17 protein-coding genes are annotated in these 17572 nt (G+C 49.3%); 15 read left to right on the plus strand and 2 right to left on the minus strand.

The features are described 5' to 3' along the window. Positions 1-63: 63 nt before the first annotated feature. Positions 64-1572 carry an FAD-dependent monooxygenase gene (locus V8F51_RS04350; protein ID WP_337098815.1) on the minus strand — a complete coding sequence of 503 codons (1509 nt, stop codon included), beginning with the start codon at positions 1570-1572 and terminating at the stop codon, positions 64-66. 214 nt (positions 1573-1786) lie between these two features. On the opposite strand from V8F51_RS04350, the gene V8F51_RS04355 reads away from it, so the two are divergent. From V8F51_RS04355 to trmD, 11 genes are all read left to right on the plus strand, one after another. Continuing rightward, a complete protein-coding gene (locus V8F51_RS04355; RefSeq protein ID WP_337098816.1) occupies positions 1787-2350 on the plus strand; it encodes a MarR family transcriptional regulator in 564 nt (187 codons plus the stop codon). Between the two features lie 74 nt (positions 2351-2424). Next, the gene (locus V8F51_RS04360; protein ID WP_337098817.1) at positions 2425-3192 is read left to right on the plus strand and encodes an Imm51 family immunity protein; all 768 of its coding nucleotides are present in this window, start codon (positions 2425-2427) and stop codon (positions 3190-3192) included. 162 nt (positions 3193-3354) lie between these two features. Continuing rightward, entirely contained in the window at positions 3355-3843 is a 489-nt protein-coding gene (locus V8F51_RS04365) for an imm68 putative immunity domain-containing protein (protein WP_337098818.1), read from the plus strand. 484 nt (positions 3844-4327) lie between these two features. Further along, on the plus strand, positions 4328-7903 hold the full coding sequence (gene smc / locus V8F51_RS04370; protein ID WP_337098819.1) for a chromosome segregation protein SMC: 3576 nt from the start codon (positions 4328-4330) through the stop codon (positions 7901-7903). A gap of 177 nt (positions 7904-8080) precedes the next feature. Further along, entirely contained in the window at positions 8081-9082 is a 1002-nt protein-coding gene (gene ftsY, locus V8F51_RS04375; protein WP_337098820.1) for a signal recognition particle-docking protein FtsY, read from the plus strand. A 144-nt stretch (positions 9083-9226) separates the two neighbouring features. After that, positions 9227-9628, plus strand: coding sequence for a putative DNA-binding protein (locus V8F51_RS04380; RefSeq protein ID WP_337098821.1), 402 nt, complete (start codon positions 9227-9229; stop codon positions 9626-9628). Continuing rightward, positions 9615-10991: a signal recognition particle protein gene (gene ffh, locus V8F51_RS04385; RefSeq protein ID WP_337098822.1), complete on the plus strand. Its 1377-nt coding sequence runs from the start codon at positions 9615-9617 to the stop codon at positions 10989-10991. The genes V8F51_RS04380 and ffh overlap by 14 nt, the downstream gene beginning before the upstream one ends. A 56-nt stretch (positions 10992-11047) precedes the next feature. Further along, positions 11048-11320, plus strand: a complete 273-nt coding sequence (rpsP, locus tag V8F51_RS04390; RefSeq protein ID WP_337098823.1) for a 30S ribosomal protein S16 — start codon at positions 11048-11050, stop codon at positions 11318-11320. Between the two features lie 28 nt (positions 11321-11348). Continuing rightward, a complete protein-coding gene (locus V8F51_RS04395) occupies positions 11349-11579 on the plus strand; it encodes a KH domain-containing protein (protein ID WP_307204001.1) in 231 nt (76 codons plus the stop codon). A 150-nt stretch (positions 11580-11729) separates the two neighbouring features. Beyond that, entirely contained in the window at positions 11730-12254 is a 525-nt protein-coding gene (rimM, locus tag V8F51_RS04400; RefSeq protein ID WP_337098824.1) for a ribosome maturation factor RimM, read from the plus strand. 3 nt (positions 12255-12257) lie between these two features. Beyond that, positions 12258-13010, plus strand: coding sequence for a tRNA (guanosine(37)-N1)-methyltransferase TrmD (trmD, locus tag V8F51_RS04405; RefSeq protein WP_337098825.1), 753 nt, complete (start codon positions 12258-12260; stop codon positions 13008-13010). A gap of 77 nt (positions 13011-13087) precedes the next feature. On the opposite strand, the gene V8F51_RS04410 is transcribed toward trmD, so the two are convergent. Further along, positions 13088-14494, minus strand: coding sequence for a CAP domain-containing protein (locus V8F51_RS04410; RefSeq protein WP_337098826.1), 1407 nt, complete (start codon positions 14492-14494; stop codon positions 13088-13090). Positions 14495-14740: 246 nt separating this feature from the next. Between V8F51_RS04410 and rplS the strand changes: the two genes are divergently transcribed. The 4 genes from rplS (at position 14741) to V8F51_RS04430 (ending at position 17450) form a co-directional block, all read left to right on the plus strand. Further along, on the plus strand, positions 14741-15082 hold the full coding sequence (gene rplS, locus V8F51_RS04415; protein ID WP_307204005.1) for a 50S ribosomal protein L19: 342 nt from the start codon (positions 14741-14743) through the stop codon (positions 15080-15082). A gap of 96 nt (positions 15083-15178) precedes the next feature. After that, on the plus strand, positions 15179-15892 hold the full coding sequence (lepB, locus tag V8F51_RS04420; RefSeq protein ID WP_337098827.1) for a signal peptidase I: 714 nt from the start codon (positions 15179-15181) through the stop codon (positions 15890-15892). A 31-nt stretch (positions 15893-15923) separates the two neighbouring features. Beyond that, positions 15924-16811 (plus strand): ribosome biogenesis GTPase YlqF, encoded by an 888-nt coding sequence (gene ylqF, locus V8F51_RS04425; RefSeq protein WP_337098828.1) that lies wholly within the window; start codon positions 15924-15926, stop codon positions 16809-16811. Between the two features lie 24 nt (positions 16812-16835). Further along, on the plus strand, positions 16836-17450 hold the full coding sequence (locus tag V8F51_RS04430) for a ribonuclease HII (RefSeq protein ID WP_337098907.1): 615 nt from the start codon (positions 16836-16838) through the stop codon (positions 17448-17450). Positions 17451-17572: the final 122 nt, after the last annotated feature.

Raw genomic sequence — 17572 nt, forward strand, 5'->3', positions numbered from 1 at the left:
TTTGCTGGTTTATAAAGCGGCTTATTTCGATTCGGACATAGTAATTGTTGATAAACGAAGGAATTAGGTAATGATCTTTGTTACTCTATTGAAGTTTGTCAGCCAATCGTTTTTGATGATACTCCCGATGTAACCATCTGGCCGAATCAGTACCCACGTGTCGCCAGTAATACCATATATACTAGTCAAGTTTCCAGCGGCGTCATTGATGTAATTTTCATCGCCAACTTGTTTGGCGCCGACGATATAGCTGCGCAATTGCGCGCCGTTAGTCGGCCATTTTATTTGGAGCAATGACTTGGCAGCATTAGCGCCGAAGGCTAAGAGTGTAAAGTGTGGTCCCTGATAAATGTCGAATATATGACGGACCCTGCCAGGTCCTGCACATGGCGCGTCTGGTGCCCTGTCACCAACTCGAAGCGTCTTAGTGGACGGGCCGTCAGCGGGAGCGAGTGGCCCTGCATTGTACGAAATACCGAGCTGTCGTTCCTCGTCATCACGCTTGAGACTGGATAGGCTACGCTTGTCTAGGCTTGCGTAAAGCTCATTTGATTTTCCAAGAACACGTGCAGCAATTGGCTGCCGTTCGGCTTCGTATGTGTCGAGGAGGCTTTCGGATGCTCCAGAGATAACCTGACCGAGTTTCCAACCGAGATTATAGGCATCCTGCACGCCGGTGTTGAGACCTTGTCCTCCGGCCGGTGTGTGAACGTGGGCAGCGTCGCCTGCTAAGAAGACCCTTCCCGCACGGTAATTCTGTGCGAGCCGGACATTGGGCCGGAACACCGAAGACCAGGTGATACTGTGTAACCGGAACCCAGTGAGAGTGTGAAAATGTTCCGACAATGCGGTTTCATCGAGATTCGGCGTCTCGTCTGCTTTTAGGCGAATCATGATTTGAAATTGATTGGAATGAGGTAATGGACAAGCTGCGACTTGCTTGCCATGAGCACGTGGCCACATATGCCAACGGTTACGTGAAAGCTTTTCGATAGTACCGTCGATGATGAGCCATTTGTCGGAGTCGTCGGTCTCACCGACGAACCCGATTCCCGCTACCTTTCGCACAGTGCTAGACCCGCCATCAGCCCCGACCAAATATCTGCAGCGGACTTTTTCTCCCGAAGAAAGCGTAACAGTCACTCCATCTGTATCTTGTTCGAATCCTTCTACCGCGCTATTGAACTCAATACCTTGACCGAAGCGATCAATCAGTCGATGCAAGATGGCATCGGTGCGAAGTTGCGGTAAAAGCAAGGTGTTTGGATAGGGAATGCTTTGTGTTGGTCTATTTTTCTTTATCATACGCCACGGCAAGGTCATAGGTCCGAGATGGATACCAGCGAGAGGATATGCTCCCCCCTCAGCCAAAGCTTCGTCTAAGATACCTAGGTCTTTGAAGACCTCCAGCGTGCGTGGTTGAAGCCCCTTTGCACGGGAGCCTTTGAATGCGTGCGGAGCTTTGTCAACCAATCGGACACGAAGGCCGCGCCGAAGCAGGTCGGCCGCAAGCGTTGAGCCTGTTGGTCCTGCTCCGGCGATAAGTACGTCGATGTTATAGTGTTCAATCATGAGTAATGACCTCCGTTATGATGGTTCTCCAGATTTCTATTGAATGAGTAAAAAATGCTTTCAATGCGACGAGTGACGAAAAGGTATCATTTTGTTTCCTAGCAACAATAATAATGCCGCCCCTTGTCTTTGTCAATATTGTTTCCTGGCAACTTTAAAAGATAGGCTTTACCATGATATACTGGATGCAGGTTAATTTCTGGAGGGAAAGTTAATGGTCAATCATTCAGAACATTCAGAAGAACAAAATAAAGATGCCTTGATTAAGGCATTATTGGAAGTTGTTCAAAACATACAAACAAAATTTTTATCGGAAGAGGATGAAGAGAGACAATGGCTGATCGAGAACAGTCCTAATCCTGTAATTGCAGAGCTTGTCAAAGAAATGACTGTCATGATGCTCCATGTACTGGATGCGATTGGAAAGCTTGAGCCTGTAAATGGCATCACGATTTCTAAACAATTTGGTTTTTCTAAAGGCAGCATATCTAAAATCACGAGAAAAATGGCGGATAAACAAATCATTCAATTTGAGTATCTTCCTGATAACAAAAAAGAAATCCTGTTCCGTACCACACCATTGGGTAAAGAAATCTATCAGTTGCATTTTGACATGCATCGCCAGATAGATATCGGTGTAAACCGCTACTTGAAACGATATAACGAAAGTGAATTGCAATTTCTCGTCAATGCCCTTAGTGAAGCATTGCATACATCCTGGCTAAATACTGGGTTAAACGAAAGTAAAAGTGATTCTTCCAGAAGCAGCTATTCGTGATCGAGATTGGTAATTTGTTGTGGAAATATAATACTATTGAAATATGGATTAAAGTTAGAGGAGAGAATATAAATATGGATAACGCTCTATTGGAACAACTCACTCTTTGGCATAACAAGAACCAGTATAAGAAAATCATTAACAAAATTATTGAAATACCCGAAGCAGACAGAGACTATGACTTGATCTGCCATTTGGGAAGAGCATTGAATAATCAAGATAATTATAATGAAGCTATCAAATGTTTTTTATCTGTTCAAGAGCAAGGCGAGCACGACTCTCTTTGGCATTTTCGAATAGGATATGCTTATTATCACCTTAAACAGTATAAGGAAGCGATCGTTGCTTTTGAACAATCTGCAGCGCTAGACCCTGAAGATTCACAAGCCAGCATGTTTTTAAATATGAGTATCAACGCCGCTGCTAGAGCTGGAGATGAAACCATCCATATAGTGAACGTCGAAAAAGAGCTGCGGATGGGGGATGACCCCCGGTTGTTAGAAGTTGAAGAAAAAATAAACCCATTTGGACTAGTTGCTCATCATAATGGAAGCGTATCGATGATTTTAGGTGTTGGCAAATATAAGCATGAAATTTTTCAAACAAGAGCCGAAGAAGGTTTTGAAGGCAATGGCTATGATTGGGGTTCATTAGCAGCCGTGTTTCTTGAAGAAAAAATGCCTCACTTCGTTGATGTCATACGATTTGACCCGGAAGCCGATACGTTCTGCGTTTATTCAGACAATATAGAAGCCATACTTGGTTTTGCAATCGCCTTTAAGGAAGCATGTGAAGATGACGCATTAATGAAAGACCTTTTTTCACGAGCTGTATTAGATTGATTGGAATTATCTAAGTACAATAGTCGTCTGTTGCATCGAAATGATATTACCCGACATGCTTACCGAGAGTTTTCCAACACTATGAAAAAGACATTAGTGTAGTGAAAGCAAAATGAAGACCTATACAGTGAAAAAGTTACTCAAAAGAAAGTGGAGATGAACATGTACATAAGCAAATGGTGGGGGGATTTGATAGGCGGTTCCGATGACTCGCTTATATTAATAGACTATTTGGAACAATCGGACTTAACGGATGTGACGCTCAATCATATTTTAAAGGACTTTGGTTTCGATATTCTGCTTTCCGAGGGAGATTTGAAAAAAGGCGGAAATATTGGTTTTGATAGGAGAAGTGCTAACGGCATGTTTCGAGTAGAAATTGATATTGCCTGCAGTGCTCTAATCGATCTTTCAGCCATTGTATTGGAGAGTCTTAAATCAGGCTATGTCGATTTGCATGATTTGGATGAGGCTAGGCAGTCGCGCAAACTTTATATTGATGCCTCCGATGAAACAAGAAACCAGCTTAGGGATGAATTGAACAAGTTTTCTCGTCATCCACTATCCTACGATTTAGCCAAGCTTGTTCCGGCCGATGATATGAGGAAGCTTGCAGAACAAGCAAAAATGATAGCAGATGAGCTATTATAATATGGTCTAATAAGGGCAGGGTCATCCTTCTGGCGGGACGGGATACATTGGTTCGGGAAAGGGAGGGCCCTGAACAACAACAGCGGCAGTCTAAGACTTTATTTATCAAGTCTTGTTCTGTCGCTGCTCTATTTATTGGATTCAGTTCAAGTCTACGACTTTATACTCTCAGAACAGCATTCGCCTGTTTAGTGACGTATGAGCGGATTTTACACAGCCAAAACCGGCATTTCAGCCTTCAGCAACCTTTTACCGTCCTTTTGGCTGTACAAAATTCACTCAAACCCTGCAATTTTTTCATTCCTAATCATTTGATTGAATCAAATCCATCCCAAAAGTTAGTGTGCTTCTAAGCGGGCCGAATGAATCGACACACTCTGCTTTCTGCTAAAAGACTTAGCTGCAACTGTCGTTTTGTCTACTATTATGGTTAACGAATGCCGCTCGGTTGTGGTACAATGTAGGGTGAGGTGAAAGCCAAACCATGTTTCTGAAGAGGATTGAATTATCAGGTTTTAAATCATTTGCCGACCGCACGGAAATGGAATTTGTAACCGGCATTACGGCTGTTGTCGGGCCGAACGGCTCGGGCAAGAGTAATATTTCCGACGGTATCAGATGGGTGCTGGGCGAGCAGAGCGCGAAGAGCTTGCGCGGCGGCAAGATGGAAGACATTATATTCGCCGGAAGCGACGCCCGCAAAGCGGTTAACTACGGTGAGGTATCGCTGACGCTGGATAACGCGGATGGCGCGCTGCCGCTCGAATATAATGAAGTAACGGTCACCCGCCGGGTTCATCGAAGCGGCGACAGTGAGTACTTAATTAATAAACAGCCATGCAGGCTGAAGGATATTACCGAGCTGTTCATGGATACGGGCATCGGGAAGGAAGCGTATTCGATTATCGGACAAGGCCGAATCGAGGAGATATTGAGTACGCGCTCCGAGGATCGCCGCGGTATTTTCGAAGAGGCTTCGGGTATCGTCAAATATAAATCCCGTAAGCGCGAAGCACAGAAGAAGCTGGATGAAACGGAGCAGAACCTGCTTCGGATTCACGATCTGGTCACCGAGCTTGAGGATCAGGTTGAACCTCTGCGTAAGCAGTCGGAGAAGGCGATCCACTTCAAGGCGCTTAAGGAACAGTTGAAAAACAAAGAAATCTCCATGTACGTACATAATATCGAGCAGATCCACGGTTCGTGGACGGAAGCGAGCGGCAAGCTTGAGAAGCTGACGAATGAGCAGATGCAGTTGTCGACGATCGTAAGCTCACATGACGCTCACCTGGAGAAGGATCGCCATATGCTTCGCGAACTGGAGACGACGCTGGATCAGCTGCATGAATTAATGCTGCAAATCAGCGAAGATTTCGAGAAGTGTGAAGGCTACGGAGAGGTGCTTAAGGAACGTCTTCGTAACTTGGAGCAGAATAAGCGGCAGTTGGAGGAATCGGTTGCTTCGCAAGATGCGCGTATTGGCGCTTTGACGAAGGAAGAAGCTGAATTCCGAAGCAAAGCTGCGGCATTGGAGCTGGAGCTTGCCGATCTGCGCGCCAAGATGAAGGAAGAAGAATTCCGGTTGCTCGGCGTTGCCGGCGGAACGGCTCCCGATGCAGAGGAGACGCTCAAGAGCGAGCTGCTTGAGGTGCTCAGTTCGATGGCGCAAAGCCGCAACGAAATTCGTTATGCTGCGCAGCAGCAAGAGGCATTGCAGCGCCGAATGGAGCGGATGAGCGAGGACGAGTCCAAATGGTCCGAGCAGCAGACCCGTGTAAGCGAGCGAAGAGAACAATTGCAGCAAGCGTTGCAAACGACGCTGGAGCAGTTGGAGCAAGCGCGTAGTAAATCGATAGCGGAGTCGGAGCAGTCGAAGTCGAATACGCAGACAATCGATGAAGTGACGATAGCTATTCGCAAGTGGGATCAGAAGCTGGACAGTCATATATCGCGCCGCGACACGATGAAAGAAATGCAGGATGCGCTTGATGGGTTCATGCACGGCGTTAAGGAAGTGCTGAAGGCTGCACGCCGCAGTTCAGGCGGCATATCCGGCGTTCATGGAGCGGTCGCTGAGCTCGTGCGCGTACCGGAGCGGATCGAGACAGCTGTCGAGACGGCGCTCGGAGGAGCGCTCCAGCATGTCGTAATGGAAGATGAGAAGTCGGCTCGCGCGGCAATCAGCTTCTTGAAGCAAAGACAGCTGGGCAGAGCGACATTCCTGCCTCTCGATGTCATTCGCGGGCGGCAAGTGCCTGAACATGATAAGCGGATCGCATCCGAAGTCGAAGGTTTCATTGGCGTCGCAGCCGACCTCGTAGGAAGCGACAAGAAGTACGAAGCGATCGTGAACAACTTGCTCGGCAACGTATTGCTCGCCGAGACGTTGGAGCAAGCGAATCGTATCGCGTCCAAGTGCCAATACCGCTACCGTGTCGTTACGCTGGACGGTGATATTGTGAACGCAGGCGGATCGATGACAGGCGGCAGCTTGCAGAAGAAAGGCGCGAGCTTGCTTGGCAGACAGCGTCAGATCGAAGCGCTCGACCAAGAGATAGCTGATGCAAGAGTTACAGTTGAACAATTGCGGGACAAGCTAAGCGACCTGCGCAAGGAGCAGTCCATTCGTTCGCATAACATGGAAGAGCTGCGTGCAAAGGCAGAACAGTGCCGGATCGAAGAGCAGCAAATCCGCGCCGAGCTCCAGCAATTAAATAATGAAGCGAAGAACTTGGACGAGCAGCAGCAGCTGCATACGGCTGACCGCAGCACGAACAAGAATGAGCTGGAGACGCTGCTAGAGGCTGCGGCAGCTGCCGAGAAGCGGTTAGAGCAGCTCGTAATAGATGAAGCGAGGCTGCAGGAAGCGATTCGTCTGGCAGAGGAGCGGCGCAAAGCGAGCGAGTTCGCGAAGGAGGAGCTGCAAGGTCAGCTAACCGATATTAAGATCGCCGCAGCGAAGACTGATCAAGAGAAGCAGTCATTCGATGATCAAGCGACGCGGGTGCGCTCGGACATTCAGCGGGCGAAGCAAGAGCTTGCAAGCCTGCGCTCGTTGTCCGAGCAGCAGGATGAGGAGCTCGCTCGTCATGGCGAGGAGTCGGTTCGCCAGATCGAACAGCTTAATGCGCTGCGCATTAAGAAGCAGCAATGCGCGGAGCAGACGGATCTGAAGCGTGCCGAACGCTCGCAGCGCTTCCAGGAAATCGAGGAAGGCGAGAGCGAGACGAAGGAGCAGCGCGCTCAGCTTAGAACAGTCGAAGAGCAAATGCGGCAGACCGAAATCGCCGCTAATAGACTCGACGTAGAGCTTGATAACCTGCTTCGCAAGCTAAGCGAAGAATACGAGCTTAGCTTCGAATTGGCGAAGGAGCAGTATCCGGTGCCGGAGGATGTGCTTGGCACGCAGACGGCAGTACGCGATCTGAAGCGTCAGATTACGGCACTCGGTGAAGTGAACCTTGGCGCGATCGATGAATATGAGCGCGTGAAGGAGCGTTTCGACTTCCTGTCGGAGCAGAAGGACGATCTTATTGAAGCGAAGACGACGCTGTATCAAGTTATTCGCGAGATGGACGATGAGATGTCGAAGCGATTCAAGACGACATTCGAAGCGATTCGCGGCCACTTCGTCGTTGTATTTGCGAAGCTGTTCGGCGGCGGACGTGCCGATCTCGTCCTGGTCGAGCCGGATAAGGTGCTCGATACGGGTATCGACATTGTGGCTCAGCCGCCGGGCAAGAAGCTGCAAAACCTGCAGCTGTTGTCGGGCGGGGAGCGGGCGCTCACAGCGATTGCGCTGTTGTTCGCGATCCTGCAAGTGAAGCCGGTGCCGTTCTGCGTACTGGACGAAGTAGAAGCTGCGCTCGACGAAGCGAACGTCGCGCGTTTCGCCCAATATTTACGCGAATTCTCCGGGTTGACGCAATTCATCGTCGTGACGCACCGTAAAGGCACAATGGAGGAAGCCGACGTGCTATACGGGGTAACGATGGAAGAAGGCGGCGTATCGAAGCTGGTGTCCGTGCGTTTGGAAGAAGAAGAACCGGTTTCGGCGTAGAAACGTAGAAATGAGAAAAACTCCTATCGGAGTACTTCGAGGATGAGCGACCGCGTTTAATCGGAAGTTTTTATCGCCAATCTTAATGATCTCCGTTACGCTTTATCGCTGTAAAGCACTTAAATATTCTGATGTGGTAAAGAATGGCCCCTATGCTTAGGATGGAGGAAATAGAGAATGAGCTTTTTTAAGAAACTGAAGGAAAGTATCGCTACAAAGACAGAAGCGGTTACGAATATATTTAAGGAAGGTCTCACCAAGACGCGTACCGCTTTCGTCGAGAAGGTTGAAGAGCTTATTCTTCGCCGCAAAAAAATCGACGAGCAGTTCTACGAGGAGCTTGAAGAAATCCTGATCGGCGCTGACGTAGGCGTTAATACGGTTATGCAGCTTATTGACGAGCTGCGCGCAGAGGTGAAGAAGCGCAAGATCGAGGATGCTGCCGACCTGCAGCCGATCCTCTCTGAGAAGCTGATCGGCTTGATGAAGGGCGACGACCAATCGGCACTGCGAATGGCTTCCAGCGGAATTACCGTTATTCTGTTCGTAGGCGTTAACGGCGTCGGCAAGACGACGACGATCGGCAAGCTTGCGCATAAGTTCAAGAGCGAAGGCAAGAGCGTTCTGATGGCTGCCGGCGATACGTTCCGTGCCGGAGCGATCGAGCAGCTTGAAGTTTGGGGACAGCGCGTAGGCGTTGACGTCATTAAGCAGCAATCCGGCTCCGATCCTGCAGCCGTCATGTTCGATGCCGTTCAAGCGGCTAAGCAGCGCGGCGTTGACGTGTTGCTGTGCGATACGGCCGGACGTCTTCAGAACAAGACGAACCTGATGGAAGAGCTTAATAAAATATTCCGCGTTATCCAGCGCGAGCTGCCTGATGCGCCTCATGAAGTATTGCTCGTTCTCGACGCGACAACGGGACAGAACGCGCTTAGCCAAGCGAAGCTGTTCGGCGAGAAAAGCGGCGTAACCGGCCTCGTGCTGACGAAGCTTGACGGTACGGCCAAAGGCGGCATCGTCATTGCAATCCGCAACGAGCTTAATCTGCCGGTGAAGCTTGTTGGTCTCGGCGAGAAGATGGGCGACCTGCAGCAATTCGATTCCGAGCAGTTCGTGCATGCGCTGTTCGCCGGCTTAATTCAGCGCGAAGAAGAGGAAGCGCAGGCTGGTCAATAATTCATTTTGGTGACAAGTACAAAAGCTTGACAGCCGCCCATTGCGTCATGTATGATAAGAGACGTTGCAATGCTGTAAAGGTGAATGCCTTGACGGCTTGCTGTTAGCTCAATAGTGAAGTTAGGGAATCGGGAGGCGAAGGGGATGAAAGCAAATGAACCAGACGCCTTATCGAAGACTACCAGAGTTAATTTGCTATTCGACTTTTATGAGCCGCTTCTAACCGAGAAGCAGCAGACGTTTCTTAAATATTATTTTCACGACGACTTCTCACTCGGCGAGATCGCCGCGGAATTCGGCATTAGCCGTCAGGCTGTATACGATAACGTGAAGCGAGCGGAGCAAGCGCTCGAAGGCTATGAAAGCAAGCTGAACCTGCTTGCAAAGCATGAAACGCTGCTAAAGCTAACCGAACAGTTGGAGAAGAGTGTAATGAGCTTAGTAATAGATGATACAGCAAGAGCCGCGCTAGTGAATGTGATAGATGCATTCCGAGCGGCGGATAATCGACTAGAGAAGGAGGTGACGGTTCATGGCAGCATTTGAGAGCTTATCGAATAGGCTTCAGAATGTATTCAGCAAGCTGAGGGGTAAGGGAAAAGTAACCGAGGACGATCTGAACGAAGCGATGCGCGAAGTGCGGCTGGCGCTTCTGGAAGCGGACGTTAACTTCAAAGTCGTGAAGGACTTTATCGCCAAGGTGAAGGAAAAGGCTTTGGGCTTGGACGTATCCAAGAGCTTTACGCCCGGCATGGTCGTCATCGATATCGTAAATAAAGAGCTCACGGAATTAATGGGCGGTACGCAAAGCAAGCTTGCTAAGGCGAACAAGCCTCCGACTGTCATCATGATGGCCGGCTTGCAGGGCGCAGGTAAAACAACGACGTCCGGTAAGCTAGCGAAGCTGCTGCAGAAGGGCAATCACAAGCCGTTGCTTGTTGCGTGCGATATTTATCGCCCGGCGGCAATTAAACAGCTTCAAGTGCTCGGCGAACAGATTAATGCGCCAGTATTTGCGCTTGGCGATCAGACATCGCCCGTTGAGATTGCTCGTCAGAGCTTGCAGTTCGCGAAGGAAAACAATAATGATTACGTCATTATCGATACAGCGGGCCGTCTACATATTGACGAAGCGCTGATGGAAGAGCTCAAGAACATTCATCAGATCGTTAAGCCTGATGAGGTGCTGCTCGTAGTCGATGCAATGACTGGTCAAGACGCCGTAAACGTAGCCCAAAGCTTCCACGAGCAGCTCGAGCTTACAGGTGTTGTACTGACGAAGCTTGACGGCGATACTCGCGGCGGCGCGGCGCTGTCGGTTAAGGCTGTAACAGGCTGTCCGATCAAGTTCGCCGCAATGGGCGAGAAGATTGATTCGCTTGAGCCGTTCCATCCGGAGCGGATGGCATCGCGTATACTCGGCATGGGCGACATGCTGTCGTTGATCGAGAAGGCGCAAGCCGGAATCGACGCGGATCAAGCCAAAGAGATGGAACGCAAGATGCGCACGGCGGAATTCACGTTTGACGACTTCCTGGAACAGATGGCTCAGGTGCGCAAGCTTGGCCCGCTCGATCAAATTATGGATATGCTGCCCGGCATGAACAAGATGAAGGGCGTTAAGGATATGAAGATCGACGAGAAGCAGATCGGCCGCGTCGAAGCGATTGTTCGCTCGATGACGAAGGAAGAGAAGCAGAAGCCTGAGCTGCTCAACCATAGCCGTCGCAAGCGCGTCGCAACGGGCAGCGGTACAACAATCGTTGAGGTTAACCGCTTGATTAAGCAGTTCGACGATATGAAGAAAATGATGAAGCAGTTCTCGTCGATGATGGGACCGAAAGGGCCTAAAGGCGGCAAGAAAGGGCTCAAAGGCATGCTCGGCAAAAATATGAAGTTCCCGTTCTAATGCGGGTTGCATAGCAGAAATACGAAACGTTTATTTTTCGAAGGAGGTGAATTCTAATGGCAGTACGTATTCGTTTGAAACGGATGGGCGCTCACAAAGCACCTTTCTACCGCGTTGTTGTATCGGACTCCCGTTCGCCGCGTGACGGACGTTTTATTGAAGAAATCGGTACTTACAATCCGGTTGCACAACCGGCTCAAGTAAAGATCGACGAAGAGAAAGCGTTGAAATGGCTGCAAACTGGTGCTCAGGCTTCTGACACTGTTCGCGACCTGCTTTCCAAAGCTGGTGTCATGAAAAAGTTCCACGAGCTTAAACTTCAAAAATAATAACGGTTGAACAGCGGAGGGCTTTGAGATGAAAGAATTAATTCTTGTCATAGCGAAGGCTTTGGTGGATCATCCGGAGGAAGTGCGTGTGAACGTGAAGGATGATGACCGCAATACGATTTACGAGCTTTCGGTTCACCCTGAGGATATCGGTAAAATTATCGGTAAACAAGGACGTATTGCGAAAGCGATGCGTACAGTTGTGACTTCAGCTTCCGTCAAATCGCAGAAGCGCGTCGTCGTCGATATCATGTCATAATACACGCATGCGAGGGTTAGGATGAACAGTCCTAACCCTTTTCCATTTTAGGGAGACATTCTAGACGGCTTCCTTCCGCGGGCTTGACGTGGAACGAAGCTGTTTTTCATGTATAATACATATATACATATAGGTGAAAGGCTGGTCACAATGAGCGGAAAATATTTAACGGTAGGTAAAGTTGTTAACACGCATGGCATTAAAGGCGAGGTCAAGGTGTTGTCGCAGACGGACTTCGCAGACGAGCGGTTCGCTCCTGGCAGCAAGCTGCTGCTGCAAGATGAAGAAAAAGGCACTTCCCTTGAAGTGAAGATCATAAGCTCAAGAGCGCACAAAAACGTATATATTTTAAAACTGGCTGGTTTCGACGATATTAACATTGTGGAGAAATACAAAGGCTGGGCGCTCAAAATATCGGAGGACCAGCAAGGCAAGCTGGATGAAGGCGAATATTATTACCACGAAATTATCGGCTGCAAGGTGAAGACGGATGAAGGTCAGGAGCTCGGCACGATTACTGAAATACTTAGCCCTGGAGCAAACGATGTGTGGGTCGTAGAACGCCCTAAGGGAGCAGGCAAGCCGATTCTTATTCCGGTTATTGATGAGGTGCTGCTTCGTGTTGACGTCACTGAGAAGATGGTTACGGTTAAGTTGATGGAAGGATTGATCTAACGAATGAAGATTGATGTGCTGACGTTGTTCCCGGAAATGTTCGAAGGCGTGTTCGGTGCGAGCATATTGGGCAAAGCGAAGGATAAAGGCATTGTCTCTCTGCAGGCGATCAACTTCCGCGATTATTCGAACAATAAACACAATACCGTCGACGACTACCCTTATGGCGGAGGCGGCGGTATGGTGCTGAAGGCAGAACCAGTCTTTGCCGCAGTAGAGGATCTGAAGCTTGCCCCTAATGTGAAGCCTCGCGTCATCTTGATGTGTCCGCAGGGAGAAACCTTCACGCAGAAAAAAGCCGAGGAGCTTGCGGGCGAAGAGCATATCGTCCTTATCTGCGGCCACTACGAGGGCTATGACGAGCGTATACGCGAATATCTGGTCACGGACGAGCTCTCGATCGGCGATTACGTGCTAACAGGCGGAGAGATCCCAGCGATGACCGTCATCGACAGCGTTGTTCGGCTGCTTCCGGGGGTGCTTGGCAATGAAACGTCTGCGGTAACGGATTCATACAGCACCGGTTTATTAGAGTATCCGCATTATACGAGGCCAGCTGAGTTCCGAGGTTGGGGAGTGCCCGATATCCTGTTGTCCGGGCATCACGCCAACATAGTCGTATGGAGACGTCAACAATCGCTGCTGCGCACGTTGCGACGTCGTCCTGATCTGCTGGAGCACGCAGATTTATCGGAGAAGGAGCGCAAGTTTCTTAAAGAGGCTGCCGCCCAAGAGGGAATCAAGTGGAAAACATAAGAGGCGGAAAAACAACAAGCTGCGTTCGGTAAATTGCAACCGATAGCAGCTTGTTGTTTTTTTAGACAGTGATCTGATTATGGCGTATAAAAATCTTGGGTATAATAGATGCTATAGGTACTGTTAGAGTTACCGAAGCCGACACCTGTTCCAAGCTTCTCCAGCTTGCTGTTCAGCAATGTTTCTCGGTGACCGGAATCGGAATTCATCCAGCCGTAGTGAGCGTAAATGCTGTTGTTATAACCTGCAGCTATATTTTCCGCTGCCAGCATGTAACGGACGCCCATCGCTTTCATACGGTCGAATGGCGATTTGCCGTTAAGGTTCGTATGGGCAAAGAAATCTCTATTACCCATATCGACGCTGTGTGAGCGGGCTGAAGCAGCAGCCAGCTTGTCCCATGTCAACAAGGAGATACCGCGCTTCGCTCGTTCGGCGTTCGTGAGGTCAAAGCTTTGCTGCTCGAGCGCGGCTTGGAGCGTCTCGGAAGGTTTGGAATAATCGGCGTTCATGCTTGCGGAGTCAACCAGCAGCATCCCGCTTATTTTATTTCCGTCCTTGCGGTCAATGAAAAGCGTTGTATGAACGCCTTCTGAGATGTATGCATAGTAGTCGTCATGTGCGGCTGCCTGCCCGACAGTCCCAGTCCTCGTCTTCGCTTCGGCGATCGTTATACCCGGTACTATGCCGGTCTTGGCTTGCCATACGGACTTAGAACCTGAGAATAGAGCTACAACGCGGTTGCTCTGCATGCCGATCATGAGATATTGTTTGTAGCTTTTGTCGGTATTGTAAATATGCCAGGCAAAGTTGTATCCGCTTGCTTCTATTCTTGTAGGGACGCCTAACAGATGTTCCAGTCGTTGACCGTAATCACCAATCGAGATGCCGCCTAATGTATAACCCGCCGGAGTAATCCTAACGCTCGAGAGTGAAGGACTATGCAGCTTGAGCTTATAGAAGAAGGTAAGCGCTTCTGCTCGTGAAAGCAAGCTGTTTGCATCGAATCCGCTTACGGTAGCCGATGTTCGACCGTTCGATATCCCTTCGTCAAGCAGCCACTTGATGGCCTCGGTCTCGGTAAATGCTTTGCCTACTGCGGCAGAGGCAAGAAGCTGAGCGGCTTGTCCGCGCTGGAAAACATGGCTTGATGTCACATAGGTAACGGGCCATCCATGCTCCTCTGCATACTCGTAATAAGGCTTATGCCATGAGCTGCCAGACTCGGAGGCTTGCGGCACGAGGCTATAAGCCCGGAGCAGCATTGCCAAAAACTCAGGTTCGCTAATCGGCCTGTTCGGTTGAAAGGATCCGTCCTCGTATCCTGCTGCCAGATGTTCATCTACTGCCCAGCTTATGTAGGACTGCGCCCAGTGCCCATCCGTATCGACGAACGGTACGGGGGAGCTTGCCGCGAGCGGCTTGACTGAGTAAAATGCTGAGAGGGCATAGATGATTATGATGGCGATACCGAATTTCATCATTGGGTTGGATTTTCGGGAATGATGAAGCAATTTGCACCTCGATTCTGTCGTAGTTTGTCATTATATATATACGTATTAGTATACATGATTCAGTCCGTAGGAAAAACAAGTTGAATTGTAAGTGTGGTTGTGGTAAGATTTTTAATGTTGTTCGTATATCGGGCGGTCCGCTAGCAGTGATGAACCAATTCAATGGAATTCGGCGAGCTTCTATGAACGTCTATGGTGGAAGGAGTGAAATTTTAAATGAATATCGTACAAGCAATTACACAAGAGCAATTGCGCAAAGATCTTCCAAACTTTCGTCCAGGCGACACTTTGAAAGTACATGTTAAAGTTATCGAGGGTACTCGTGAGCGTATTCAGTTGTTCGAAGGCGTTGTTATCAAACGTCGCGGCGGCGGAATTAGCGAAACTTTTACAGTGCGCAAAATTTCTTACGGTGTAGGCGTGGAAAGAACTTTCCCGCTGCACTCGCCAAAACTCGAAAAAATCGAAGTGGCTCGCCGTGGTAAAGTACGTCGTGCGAAACTGTACTACCTTCGCAGTCTGCGCGGTAAAGCTGCTAGAATTAAAGAGATTCGTTAAGATGAACAAACAAGGGGGGCTTGCGCAAACAAGCTCCTCTTCGTTTTTTTGCAGCTTTACTTACTTAACAACGCTTAAGGAAAGAGGGCGGGACAGATGGACCTACAGAAGAACAATGGTGTTTCAGAGAATGATGACAGCAATGAAATGAAGCATACAGCTGGTGAGGATGGGCAGAACCCGCTCCCGGGGCGTGCTGTTACATATGGAACAGGATCGGTTAAGAAGGGCGGCGCTTATAAGGAAATCGTGGAATGGATTAAAGCGCTCGTCATTGCGGTAGTGCTGGTGTTTATTATACGGCAATTTTTGTTCTCGCCTTTTATTGTCGATGGTCCCTCGATGGAGCCTAACTTCGAGACTGGCGAGCGGCTAATTGTTAATAAAATATTGTATTCGATTCGTGAGCCTAAGTTTGGCGAGGTCGTCGTGTTCGACGTGCCTGATCAGCACCGCAAGTTCATTAAGCGCGTAATCGGCGTCCCGGGCGATGTGATTCGCCTTGAAGGTGACGATCTATATATTAATGATAAAAAAGTCGAAGAGCCGTATATTAAGGAAGCGATCGAAGAAGCTCATGCAAATGGCGGTCTTTACAATGAGCCAGGCATTAATACCGACTTTCCGAATAGTCAAGTTACAGAGGCAACGGTACCAGAGAATACGATTTTCGCGCTTGGCGACAATCGCAGCAACAGTACGGACAGTCGGTTTATCGGTTTCGTAAGGGACGAAGAAATCGTCGGCCGCGCGGACATTATTTTCTGGCCGCTGAACAAGCTGGAGTTTATTAAGCATTGGACGAAGTAACAGAAGTTTGATTGAGGTTTGAGGTGAAGGAATGGCGATTCAATGGTTTCCCGGTCATATGACACGGGCCAAAAGACAGATACAGGACAAGCTCAAATTAATCGACATCGCGATCGAGCTTCTTGATGCGCGTGTGCCGATCTCCAGCCGTAATCCGATGATCGACGATATTCTGAACAATAAGCCGCGTCTTATCGTGCTTAACAAGTCAGATCTTGCCGATCCGAAAGCAACGGAAAGCTGGATGCAATATTTTGCCAATGAAGGTCATGAATGCGTAGCGGTCGATTCGTCGACAGGCACAAGAATTGGCGACATTCCCGTGAAGGCGAAGCAAATTCTTCATGAGAAGATTGCCCGCCAAATCGCGAAAGGCATGAACCCGCGCGCGATTAGAGCGCTCATCGTCGGCATTCCGAATGTCGGCAAGTCTACACTCATTAATCGTCTCGCCGGCCGCAATATTGCGATAACGGGCGATCGTCCGGGTGTGACGAAGGGGCAGCAATGGATTCGCGTTGGCGGCGATATTGAGCTGCTCGACACGCCGGGCATTTTGTGGCCGAAGTTCGAGGATGAGCTCGTTGGTTATCGACTTGCGATGACAGGAGCAATTAAAGAGCAGATATTGAACGTTGATGATATTGCGTTTTTTGCCGTTCGGGAGCTGGCAGACCGTTATTGGCCGACGATTAGCGAACGTTACGGGCTGGATACACCGCCGAAGGATATTCAGGATTCGGATGAAATCGTACGAGTCATGGAAGATATCGGACGTCGCAGAGGCTGCTTGATTGGCGGCGGGCGAGTAGACTTGGAGAAAACGTCGGGCATTATTTTGCGCGATCTGCGAGCTGGCAAGCTTGGCCGGATTACGCTTGAAGCGCCGTATGATGATATGCCTGGAAGAAACGACTAGCCGGGGCTAGGGGGAAACAATATGATGCTGCAGTTTGAACGAGCTTTATGGAGTGACGGATACAAGACCATTGCAGGTGTTGACGAGGTGGGGCGTGGCTGCTTGTTCGGCGATGTAGTCGCAGGCGCAGTTATTTTGCCTCCTGGTCTATGCATTGACGGTGTTGACGATTCTAAGAAGCTTTCTGAGAAGAAGCGGGATATGCTGTATGACATTATTTTGCGGCAATCTGTCGCTTGGTCTGTAGCACGCGTCGATGCGGAGACGATCGATCGAATCAATATTAAGCAAGCGGCAAGGCTGGCCATGAAGCTGGCGGTGGAATCGCTTGAAATGCCGGCTGATTATTTGCTAATCGATGCGGAGAAGGTTGACGTGCCGCTTCCCCAGCAATCGATTATTAAAGGCGATGCGACTAGTCAGTCCATTGCAGCAGCGTCTATCGTCGCAAAAGTAACGCGTGACAGACTTTGCCAGAGTGAGTGGGAGGAAGCTTATCCGGAATACGGAATTGCCATTCACAAAGGTTATGCAACAAAGCTTCACCGGGAGAGACTGCTTGAGTATGGCGCGAGTCCGCTCCATCGTCGAACGTTTCTCGGCAAGCTATTTGCAGAGCAGCAGCAACTTCTTGTATAACGCGACCCTTGTACATACGAACGCCTGTCTTCTTGTTCTTGGCTAATGCTGCCATTACAAGCGGCAGGCGTTTTTGTTTGTAAAACCTACACGGAAGAAGCTTGCCAGCCGATATATAGGGT

It is taken from the genome of Paenibacillus sp. YIM B09110, assembly GCF_037167145.1.
GTDB lineage: Bacteria > Bacillota > Bacilli > Paenibacillales > Paenibacillaceae > Pristimantibacillus.